Origin of the sequence: Streptomyces sp. NPDC020362 (assembly GCF_040642095.1) — a bacterium.
Taxonomy (GTDB): Bacteria; Actinomycetota; Actinomycetes; order Streptomycetales; family Streptomycetaceae; genus Streptomyces.
The window spans coordinates 81,751-92,254 of sequence record NZ_JBFAET010000016.1 but is presented as its reverse complement, the minus strand read 5'-3'; the positions used below and the strand labels follow the sequence as shown (position 1 = coordinate 92,254).

The 10,504-nt window shown below is 72.3% G+C and carries 6 protein-coding genes; 4 read left to right on the top strand and 2 right to left on the bottom strand.

Annotated features, from left to right (window positions below):
• Nucleotides 1–344: 344 nt before the first annotated feature.
• Together AB0H32_RS09935 and AB0H32_RS09930 are read right to left on the bottom strand one after the other, a co-directional pair.
• Nucleotides 345–1,109 carry a crotonase/enoyl-CoA hydratase family protein gene (locus AB0H32_RS09935; protein ID WP_361117076.1) on the bottom strand — a complete coding sequence of 255 codons (765 nt, stop codon included), beginning with the start codon at nucleotides 1,107–1,109 and terminating at the stop codon, nucleotides 345–347.
• A gap of 44 nt (nucleotides 1,110–1,153) precedes the next feature.
• Nucleotides 1,154–2,137 carry a lysylphosphatidylglycerol synthase transmembrane domain-containing protein gene (locus AB0H32_RS09930; RefSeq protein ID WP_361117074.1) on the bottom strand — a complete coding sequence of 328 codons (984 nt, stop codon included), beginning with the start codon at nucleotides 2,135–2,137 and terminating at the stop codon, nucleotides 1,154–1,156.
• Between the two features lie 186 nt (nucleotides 2,138–2,323).
• Between AB0H32_RS09930 and AB0H32_RS09925 the strand changes: the two genes are divergently transcribed.
• The 4 genes from AB0H32_RS09925 to AB0H32_RS09910 all read left to right on the top strand — a co-directional run bounded on the left by AB0H32_RS09925 (nucleotide 2,324) and on the right by AB0H32_RS09910 (nucleotide 10,459).
• Nucleotides 2,324–4,201: an ABC transporter ATP-binding protein gene (locus AB0H32_RS09925; RefSeq protein ID WP_361117079.1), complete on the top strand. Its 1,878-nt coding sequence runs from the start codon at nucleotides 2,324–2,326 to the stop codon at nucleotides 4,199–4,201.
• Nucleotides 4,202–4,406: 205 nt separating this feature from the next.
• Nucleotides 4,407–5,765 carry a lectin gene (locus AB0H32_RS09920; RefSeq protein ID WP_361117071.1) on the top strand — a complete coding sequence of 453 codons (1,359 nt, stop codon included), beginning with the start codon at nucleotides 4,407–4,409 and terminating at the stop codon, nucleotides 5,763–5,765.
• 38 nt (nucleotides 5,766–5,803) lie between these two features.
• Complete coding sequence (locus AB0H32_RS09915) at nucleotides 5,804–7,987, top strand: RICIN domain-containing protein (protein ID WP_361117068.1); 2,184 nt, start codon at nucleotides 5,804–5,806, stop codon at nucleotides 7,985–7,987.
• A gap of 99 nt (nucleotides 7,988–8,086) precedes the next feature.
• Nucleotides 8,087–10,459 carry a glycosyl hydrolase family 65 protein gene (locus AB0H32_RS09910; protein ID WP_361117065.1) on the top strand — a complete coding sequence of 791 codons (2,373 nt, stop codon included), beginning with the start codon at nucleotides 8,087–8,089 and terminating at the stop codon, nucleotides 10,457–10,459.
• Nucleotides 10,460–10,504: the final 45 nt, after the last annotated feature.

Here is a 10,504-nt window from a genome sequence, read left to right as displayed (position 1 = left end):
CCGGCGGTCTCGGTCGGCCCCCTGCTTGGCGGCTCCAGACGGTCGCGGACTCGGCGGCACCCGGTGGCAGCTGGCGGCACCCGGCGGTCTCGGTCGGCCCCCTGCTTGGCAGCTCCAGGCGGTCGCGGACTCGGCCACACCCGGCGGCCCTCGGCGGTCTCGGATGGCCCCCTGTTCGGCGGCTCCCGGCCCTCGCCGGTCCCGGCCGCCCCCTGCTTGGCGGCTCCAGGCGGTCGCGGTCTCGGGCGGACCCTGTTCAGCCGCTCCCGGCTCTCGCGGTACCGGTCGCACCCCGTCCGGCGGGACCCGGCCCTCAAGGGTTCCGGTGACCCGCCCCGCCCGACTCACGCCTCCGTGAAGGACCCGTGGCGCCCGGCGCCTCCGGCGAACCGTGCCGCGCCCTGCAGACCCTCCGCCAGCACCTCCATGCCGTGGCGGAGCTCTCCCCGCAGCGCGCTCTCCTCGTCCAGGCCGTCCTGGTCCAGGACCGAGGCCCGGTCGCCGCGCAGGCAGGCCTGCGGGAAGCGGGCGATGGCCGCGGCCAGTTCCTCGGCCTCGGCGCGGGCGCGGCCGGTGGGCACAACGCGGTTGGCGAGGCCGATGTCGTAGGCCTCGCGGGCCGGGACCGGGCGGCCGGTCAGGATCATGTCCATGGCCCGGCTGGTGCCGATCAGCCGTGGCAGCCGTACCGTGCCGCCGTCGATCAGCGGCACGCCCCAGCGGCGGCAGAACACCCCGAAGACGGCGTCCTCCTCGGCGACCCGGAGATCGCACCACAGGGCCAGTTCGAGGCCGCCCGCCACGGCGTGCCCCGCGACGGCGGCGACGACCGGCTTGGACAGCCGCATCCGCGTCGGCCCCATCGGGCCGTCGCCCTCCTCGGCGACCCGGTTGCCGCGCTCGCCGCCCATCGCCTTCAGGTCGGCGCCCGCGCAGAAGGTTCCGCCCTCGCCCCACAGCACCGCCACCCGGGCGGTGCCGTCGGCCTCGAACTCCCTGAACGCGCGGGCGAGGTCCGCTGCCGTGGGGCCGTCGACGGCGTTGCGGACCTCGGGGCGGGACAGGACGATCGTGGTGACGTGTTCCTTGCGTTCCACGCGGACCGGCACGGCGGGTGCTCCTTCTGAGGGGCGGCTCGGAGAGCCACTCTGCCTCAGATGACCTTCAACCGCACCAGTGCCCCCAGCGTCAGCGCCCCCGGCACCAGCGGCACCCAGACGGTGATGATGCGGTAGGCGAGCACCACCGCCGTGGCGACCGCCACGGGACCGCCGGCCGCCACCAGCGCCACGATCAGCGCCGCCTCGACGGAGCCGAGCCCGCCCGGTGTGGGCACCAGTGCCACCGCGACCGTCGCGGCCAGGTACGCCAGAGCCATGTGGGCCGGCGGCACGGTCAGTCCCAGCGACCGGCCCACCGCCACCAGACCGGCGGCCTGCAGCGCAGGGAAGGCGAGCGAGCCGCCCCACAGCGCGAGCGCCCGGGCCGGTCGCGTGTGCACCGAGCGGGCCTCGCCCAGGGCGGTGCGCACGAAGCGGATCACGGGTGTGCGCAGGCGTCGTACCAGTGCCAGTGCGGTCACGGCCACCGCCGGCACCGCGCCCGCGACGGTCAGCATTGGTCCGGCGGCCCCTGCGGGGACGAGGGCGCCGAGCTGCAGTGCGTCGGGGAAGGCGAGCAACAGCGCGGCCAGCAGGCTCAGCCGGCCGACCGACTCGGCGAGCAGGTACAGCGCGAGCGCGGCGGAGGAGCGGGCGAGCGGCACCCCGCACACGGTCATGAACCGCAGGTTGACCGCGCCCGCGCCGAGTCCCGTCGGCAGCAGGTGGTTGGCCGAGCCCGCCGCGAACTGCGTGGCCAGCAGCCGCCACCGGGGCAGCGGCTGGACGACGGCGCCCTGCCGGGTGAAGGCGGCGGCCACCCAGGTCAGACAGGTGGCGCCGGCCGCCGCCAGCAGCCAGGGCAACGAGGCGGTGCGCAGATGACCGAAGCCCTCGACGAGCACGGACCGGTGCTGCACCGCGACGATCGCGACGAGCAGGAGCGGAAGCAGGCACAGGATCTGCCGCACGGGCAGGCGCCGGGCAAGCCGGGTGAGGCGTCCCTGGCGGAGGTCGGGGAGATGTACCGCTGTCACACTGCGAGAGGTTTTCCGCGCCGTGTGAGCGGCGGGTTGCGGGATCGGGGACGGCGTCTTACGGACGGGCAGCGGATGAGAGGGAGACGTCATGGAGTCCTTTGGGTGCGGGGATGCCGATGGACGTGAAAAGGCGCGGACATTGACCTCAACGAAGCTTGAGGTCCTACGGTCTCTCCCATGAGCATGGAGACCACCGCATGGACGCAGCTGCACAGCGTGATGACCGCGCAGCAGGAGCGCCGTCCCTTCGCCCGCGCCACGCTGCGCCGCATCGCCGCCTTCGCCCGCCCGCACCGCTCGGGCATCGTCCGCTTCGTCCTGCTCGGGGTGGTGACGGCACTGCTCGCCGTGGCCACCCCCGTGCTCGCCGGCCGCGTCGTCGACGCGATCGTGGCGGGCCGGGACTCCGGCACGGTCGTCCGGCTGTCCCTGCTCATCGCGCTGGTCGCGCTCGCGGAGGCAGGGCTCGGCATCCTCGGCCGGCGCCTGTCGGCGACGCTCGGGGAGGGACTCATCCTCGACCTGCGCACGGCTGTGTTCGATCATGTGCAGCGCATGCCCGTCGCGTTCTTCACACGTACTCGTACGGGAGCACTGGTCAGCCGTCTCAACAACGACGTGATCGGTGCCCAGCGGGCGTTCGCCAACACGCTGTCGGGCGTGGTGACCAACCTGGTGACCCTGCTGCTGACCCTCGCGGTCATGCTCACCCTGTCCTGGCAGATCACCCTGCTCGCGCTGGTGCTGCTGCCGGTGTTCGTGCTGCCCGCCCGCCGTATGGGCAGCCGGATGGCCCGGATGCAGCGGGAGGCGGCCGCGCTCAACGCGGCCATGGGCACCCGGATGACCGAGCGCTTCTCGGCACCCGGCGCCACGCTGGTCAAGCTGTTCGGCCGGCCCGAGGAGGAGTCCGCCGAGTTCTCGGAGCGTGCCGCCCGGGTGCGTGACATCGGGGTGCGCACGGCGACCGCCCAGTCGGTCTTCATCACCTCCCTCACCCTGGTCTCGGCCCTCGCGCTGGCCCTGGTCTACGGCCTCGGCGGCTGGTTCGCGCTGCACGGCACCCTGGCGGCGGGCGCGGTCGTCTCCCTGGCGCTGCTGCTGACCCGGCTGTACGCCCCGCTCACCGCGCTCGCCGGAGCCCGGGTGGAGGTGATGAGCGCGCTCGTCAGCTTCGAGCGGGTCTTCGAGGTGCTGGACCTCAAGCCCCTCATCGAGGAGAAGCCGGACGCCGTCGAGGTGCCCGAGGGCGCGGTCGCGGTCGAGTTCGAGGACGTCACCTTCTCCTACCCCTCCGCCGACCAGGTCTCCCTGGCCTCCCTGGAGGAGGTTGCCGCGCTCGACACCCGCGGTGGCGCCGAGGTGCTGCACGGCATCTCCTTCCGCGCCGAACCCGGCCAGACCGTCGCCCTGGTCGGCTCCTCCGGCGCCGGCAAGTCCACCATCGCGCAGCTGCTGCCGCGCCTGTACGACGTCGACGCCGGCGCCGTCCGCCTCGGCGGGACCGATGTCCGCGACCTGACCGCCGCCTCCCTGCGGGCCACCCTCGGCATGGTCACCCAGGACGGCCACCTCTTCCACGACTCCGTGCGGGCCAACCTGCTGCTGGCACGTCCCGCCGCCACGGACGAGGAGCTGTGGGACGCCCTCGGCCGCGCACGCCTCGCCGAGGTCGTCCGCTCTCTGCCCGACGGTCTGGACACGGTGGTGGGTGAGCGCGGCTACCGGCTCTCCGGCGGTGAGCGCCAGCGCATGACCATCGCGCGGCTGCTGCTGGCCCGCCAGCGGGTGGTCATCCTCGACGAGGCCACCGCCCACCTGGACAACACCTCCGAGGCGGCCGTCCAGGAGGCGCTCGCCGAGGCCCTTCAGGGCCGTACCGCCGTGGTGATCGCCCACCGTCTGTCCACCGTCCGGGCCGCCGACCAGATCCTGGTCGTCGAGGCCGGCCGGATCGTGGAACGCGGCACCCACGAGGAACTCCTCGCGGCGGGCGGCCGGTACGCGGAGCTGCACAGGACGCAGTTCGCCGAGCGGAGCGGCGAGGTCTCGGCCGTCTGACCGGCGGACCGCCCGTGGCCCGGCACGGCGCCGGGCCACGGACAGTCCGCCGGTACACGTCCATGACCGATGTCCAACCCCTTGACGCCAGTGGTCCGGACCTTTAACTTCACGCCTTAAACAAAGACTTCCGGATGCGCTCAACGCCCTTTCGTCACGCCCGTGTTGGCCTGCGTCCGGCACCCCCACCCGAAAGGCCGCCCGCATGGCCAGACCACTTCCCGCAGCCGTCTCGCTCGCCGCCCTGTCGCTCGCCACCGGCCTGCTCACCGCCTTCCCGGCCCACGCCGCCACCGGCGCCGTCACCGGCCTGGCCGGCAAGTGCCTGGACGTCGCCGGGGCAGGCACCGCCGACGGAACCGCGGTCCAGCTCTACGACTGCAACGGCACCGCCGCCCAGCAGTGGACCGTCGGCGGCGACGGCACCGTCCGCGCCCTCGGCAAGTGCCTCGACGTCACCGGGAACTCCACCGCCGACGGTGCCAAGGTGCAGCTGTGGTCCTGTACCGGCGGAGCCAACCAGAAGTGGACCGTCACCGCCGCCCACGACATCGTCAACCCCCAGGCGAACAAGTGCCTGGACGTCACCGACAACTCCTCGGCCAACGGCGCCCGCGCCCAGATCTGGAGCTGCAGCGGCGGCGCCAACCAGAAGTGGAACGCGCCCTCGGCCGACGGCGGCACCACCCCGTCCGCCCGGATGGCCGTGGCGCCCTACCTCTACAACGGCTGGGGCAGCCCGCCGGACCCGAGCACGATCACCCAGGCCACCGGCGTCAAGTGGTTCACGCTCGCCTTCGTGCTCAGCAACGGCTACTGCAGCCCCCAGTGGGACGGCAGCCGCCCGCTGACCGGCGGGGCCGACCAGCAGACCGTCACCACCGTGCGGGCGAACGGGGGCGACATCATCCCGTCCTTCGGCGGCTACAGCGGCAACAAGCTGGAGAGCTCCTGTTCCAGCGCGGGCGAACTCGCCGCCGCCTACCAGAAGGTGATCAACGCCTACGGCCTCAAGGCGATCGACATCGACATCGAGGCCGACGCCTACAGCAACCCCACCGTGCAGCAGCGCACCGTGGACGCGCTCAAGACCGTGAAGGCGAACAACCCCGGCCTGAAGGTGTACATCACCATCGGCACCGGGCAGAGCGGCCCCGACACCAGCCTCATCGACCGGGCCGCCTCCTCCGGGCTGGCCGTGGACGCATGGGCGATCATGCCGTTCGACTTCGGCGGCGCAGGGCAGAACATGGGCAACCTCACCACGCAGGCGGCCGAAGGACTCAAGAACGCGCTGAAGAACGCCTACCACTACAGCGACGACCAGGCCTACCGGGACATGGGCATCTCGTCCATGAACGGCATCACCGACAACAACGAGACCGTCACGGTGAACGACTTCCGGACCATCCTGGCCTACGCCCAGCAGCACCACCTGGCCCGGCTCACCTTCTGGTCCGCCAACCGCGACCGCCCCTGCACCGGCGGCCCCGCCGACAGCTGCTCCGGCGTCTCCCAGTCCGCCTGGGACTACACCCGCGTCTTCGCGGGCTACACCGGCTGACTCCCCTCTCGCTCCCGGTCCTTCTGCAAGGAGAACCCGTGCCTCCCCTCTCCCGCCGCGGCAGATCCACCGCGGCCGCGCTGGTCGCCGTGGCGGCCGCGTCCCTGCTCACCGCCACACCCGCACATGCAGCGGCCTCCGCCCTGCCCACCGGCCTCGCCACCGTCATGAACGCCGCGAGCGGCCGGTGCCTGGACGCCAAGGCCGCCGGTACCGCGAACGGCACCGTCGTACAGCAGTACGCGTGCAACAACACCGCCGCCCAGCAGTGGAGTTTCACCGCGACCGGTGACGGCTACGTGCGGATCGGCAACGCCAACAGCACCGACCAGGTCGTGGACGTCGCCGACGTCTCCACCGCCGACAACGCCCAGGTCCACCTGTGGGGTTACGGCGGCGGCGCCAACCAGCAGTGGCTGCCCGTGGACGACGGCGGCGGCGCCTACCACTTCGTCAACCGGGGCAGCGGCAAGTGCCTGGACGATCCGGGCGCCTCGCTCGCGGACAGCGTGCAGTTCGTGCAGTACACGTGCAACGGCACCGCCGCCCAGCGCTTCCAGGTGGTCCCGGTGACCCAGTCCACGAGCGACCCCGACCTCGGCCCGAACGTCGTCGTCTTCGACCCGTCGATGTCGTCCTCGGCCATCCAGGGCAAGCTGGATACGATCTTCAAGCAGCAGGAGACGAACCAGTTCGGTTCCCAGCGCTACGCCGTGCTCTTCAAGCCCGGCGCCTACAGCGCGGACGTCAACGTCGGCTTCTACACCCAGGTCGCGGGCCTCGGCCTGACCCCCGACGCCGTCTCGGTCAACGGTGCGGTGCACGCCGAGGCGGACTGGTTCCAGGGCAACGCCACACAGAACTTCTGGCGCGGCGCGGAGAACCTGTCGGTCAACCCCACGGGCGGCAGCGACCGCTGGGCGGTCTCGCAGGCGGCGCCGTACCGGCGGATGCATCTGCGCGGCAACCTCGCCCTGGACGACGGCGGCTGGTCCAGCGGCGGCTACCTCGCCGACAGCTTGGTCGACGGACAGGTCAACTCCGGCAGCCAGCAGCAGTGGCTGACCCGCAACTCCCGGCTGGGCAGCTGGAACGGCTCCAACTGGAACATGGTCTTCGTCGGCAGCCAGGGCGTCCCGGCCACCACCTTCCCCAACCCGCCGTACACCACGGTCGCGCAGAGCCCGGTCAGCCGCGAGAAGCCGTTCCTTTACGTCGACGGCTCCGGCAGGTACCAGGTGTTCGTGCCGTCGGTGCGCTCCGGTTCCACCGCGACCAGCTGGGCGGGCGGCAGCCCCGCGGGCAGCTCGCTGTCCCTGGACACCTTCTACGTCGTCAAGCCCGGCGCGAGCGCGGCCCAGATCGACGCCGCGCTCGCCGCGGGCAAGAACCTCCTGGTCACACCGGGCGTCTACCACCTGGACCAGACCCTGAAGGTGACCCGCCCCGACACCGTCGTCCTCGGTCTCGGCCTCGCCACCCTCGTCCCGGACAACGGCATCACCGCGATGAGCGTCGCCGACGTCGACGGCGTGAAGATCGCGGGCCTGCTCCTCGACGCCGGCACCACCAGCTCGAAGACCCTGCTGGAGGTCGGGCCGGCCGGCTCCGGTGCCTCCCACGCCGCCGACCCGACCTCCCTGCACGACGTCTACGTCCGCGTCGGCGGCGCGGGCGTCGGCAAGGCGGGCACCGGCATCGTCGTCAACAGCAACAACGTCATCGGTGACCACATGTGGATCTGGCGCGCCGACCACGGCAGCGGCGTCGGCTGGACCAGCAACACCGCCGACACCGGACTCACCGTCAACGGCGCAGACGTGACGATGTACGGCCTGTTCGTGGAGCACTTCCAGAAGTACCAGGTGGTCTGGAACGGCAACGGCGGCCGCACCTACTTCTTCCAGAACGAGATGCCCTACGACCCGCCGAACCAGGCCGCCTGGATGAACGGCTCCACCCAGGGCTACGCCGCGTACAAGGTCGGCGACTCCGTCACGAGCCATCAGGCCTACGGCCTCGGCAGCTACTGCTACTTCAACGCCGACCCGGGCGTGAGGGCCGCCCACGCCATCGAGGCACCGAACACCCCGGGCGTCCGCTTCACCAGCATGGTGACCGTCTCCCTCGGCGGCACCGGCACCATCAGCCACGTCGTCAACACCACGGGAGGACCGTCCAACTCGGCCACCAACGTGGCGAACCTGGTCAGCTATCCCTGACCGGCTCCGCCCGATCGACTTCCGAGGTGCCCCGATATACACGGTTGTGCCGGATATCGGGGCACACTGGTTCCAGACGCGCGGAAGGGGATCGCGGACGTGACCGGTCTGACCTGGGAGTACGAGGGCTACCAGCCCGCGCAGCAACGCCTCAGAGAGTCCCTGTGCACCCTCGGCAACGGCTACCTGGCCACCCGGGGGGCCCTGCCCGAGTGCACGGCGGACGACGTGCACTACCCGGGCACCTACGTGGCCGGCTGCTACAACCGGCTCACCTCACAGGTCGCCCGACGCCGGGTCGAGAACGAGGACATGGTCAACCTCCCCAACTGGCTGCCGCTGCGCTTCGGCCCGGCCGGCCACGACCTGCTCACCCCCGACACCGCCCCCGTCACCGAGCACCGCCAGGTCCTGCACCTCGACCCCGGCGTGCTGGAGCGCCGTACCCGCTACCGGCTCGGCGCGGGCGGCACGCTCCTCGTCCGCCAGCTCTGCCTCGTCCACATGGCCGACCCCCATCTCGCCGCCCTGCGCACCGACTTCACCACCGAGGACTTCACCGGAGAACTGGACGTCGAGGCCGCGCTCGACGGCGGCGTCACCAACGCCGGCGTGGCTCGCTACCGCGACCTGGGCGGCCGCCACCTCGCCGACGTCGAGGCGGGCAGCGCCGAACCCGGCACGGCGTGGCTGCGCTGCCGCACCCGCACCTCGGACATCGGCATCGGGCTCGCCTCCCGGCTGACCGCCCCCGTCCCCGTGACCGACACGACCGAGGAGCGGCAGGCCGTGCAGCGGCTGCGGCTCACCCTGACACCCGGGCGTACCGTCACCGTCGACAAGACCGTCGCCCTGCACACCTCCCACGACCCGGCCATCAGCGACCCGCTGTGCGCCGCGGTCGACCGGGTCGCCGCCGCGCCCGGATTCGACGAGCTGCTCGCCTCGCACACCACGGCCTGGCAGCAACTGTGGGTACGGGCCGAACTCGACGTCCCGGGCGAACCGGGCCGCATCCTGCGCCTGCACCAGTTCCACGTGCTGCAGACCCTCTCCCCGCACACGGCCGACCTCGACGTCGGCGTGCCCGCGCGCGGACTGCACGGCGAGGCGTACCGCGGCCATGTCTTCTGGGACGAGCTGTTCGTCCTGCCCTACCTCAACCTCCACCTGCCCGAGGTCTCCCGCGCCCTGCTGCGCTACCGCCACCGGCGCCTGGACGCGGCCCTGCACGCGGCCCACGAGACGGGCCGCCGCGGTGCCCTCTACCCGTGGCAGAGCGGCAGCGACGGCCGCGAGGAGACCCAGGAGCTGCACCTCAACCCCCGCTCGGGGCGCTGGCTCGCCGACCACTCCCGGCTGCAGCGGCACGTCGGCTCCGCGGTGGCGTACAACGTGTGGCAATACTGCGAGGCCAGCGGGGACACCGACTTCCTGCACACCGAGGGCGCCGAGATGTTCCTCCAGATCGCCCGCTTCTGGGCCGACTCGGCCGTCTACGACGACCACCTCGGCCGGCACCGCATCCGGGGCGTGGTCGGCCCCGACGAGTACCACGACGCCTACCCGGAGGCACCCGAACCCGGCCTGGACGACAACACGTACACCAACGTCACCGCCGCCTGGGTGCTCACCCGCGCCCTGGAGCTGCTGGCCCGGCTGCCGGAGCCGCGCCGCCGCGAGGTCACCGAGGGCACGGGCCTGGAGCCCTACGAACTCGCCCGCTGGGAGGAGGTCTCCCGTACCCTGCACGTGCCCTTCCACCAGGGCGTGATCAGCCAGTTCGAGGGCTACGGCGACCTCGCCGAGCTGGACTGGGACGGCTACCGCGAGCAGTACGGGGACATCCGGCGCCTGGACCGGATCCTGGAGGCGGAGGGCGACACCGTCAACCGCTACCAGGCGTCCAAGCAGGCCGACGTCCTCATGCTCGGCTACCTCTTCTCCCCGGCCGAACTCGGCGCCCTCTTCGCGCAGTTGGGCCACCGACTCGACGAGGAGACATGGACGGCGACGGTCGACTACTACCTGCACCGCACCTCGCACGGCTCCACCCTCAGCGGTCTGGTCCACGGCTGGATCCTGGCCCGCGCCCGCCGCGCCGACGCCTGGGGCTTCGTCCAGGAGGCCCTGCGCGGCGACATCGCCGACGTGCAGGGCGGCACCACCGGCGAGGGCATCCACCTCGGAGCCATGGCCGGAACCCTCGACCTCGTCCAGCGCTGCCTCACCGGCCTGGAGACCCGCGACGGACTGCTGTGGCTCGACCCCGTCCCGCTCCCGGAACTCTCCTCCTACGGCTTCTCGCTGCGCTACCAGGGCCACTGGGGCGTCCGTCTGCGCCTGCGCTCCGGCCAGCTGGAGGCCGCCGTACCGGCATCCTCCGGCCACGCCCCCATCGACATCCGCCTGCCGGACCGGGTGGTGCGCATCGGGCCGGGAGAGCGGGTACGGATGCGCCTGCCGGACTGAGCAGGGTCTCGACGGCGGCGGCATCCGGGCCGAGGATGCTGCTCA

What these genes read in the sequence shown, in the direction of transcription:
- AB0H32_RS09925 (WP_361117079.1), top strand. Translation starts at nt 2,324, where the DNA reads ATGGAGACCACCGCATGGACGCAGCTGCACAGCGTGATGACCGCGCAG.
- AB0H32_RS09920 (WP_361117071.1), top strand. Translation starts at nt 4,407, where the DNA reads ATGGCCAGACCACTTCCCGCAGCCGTCTCGCTCGCCGCCCTGTCGCTC.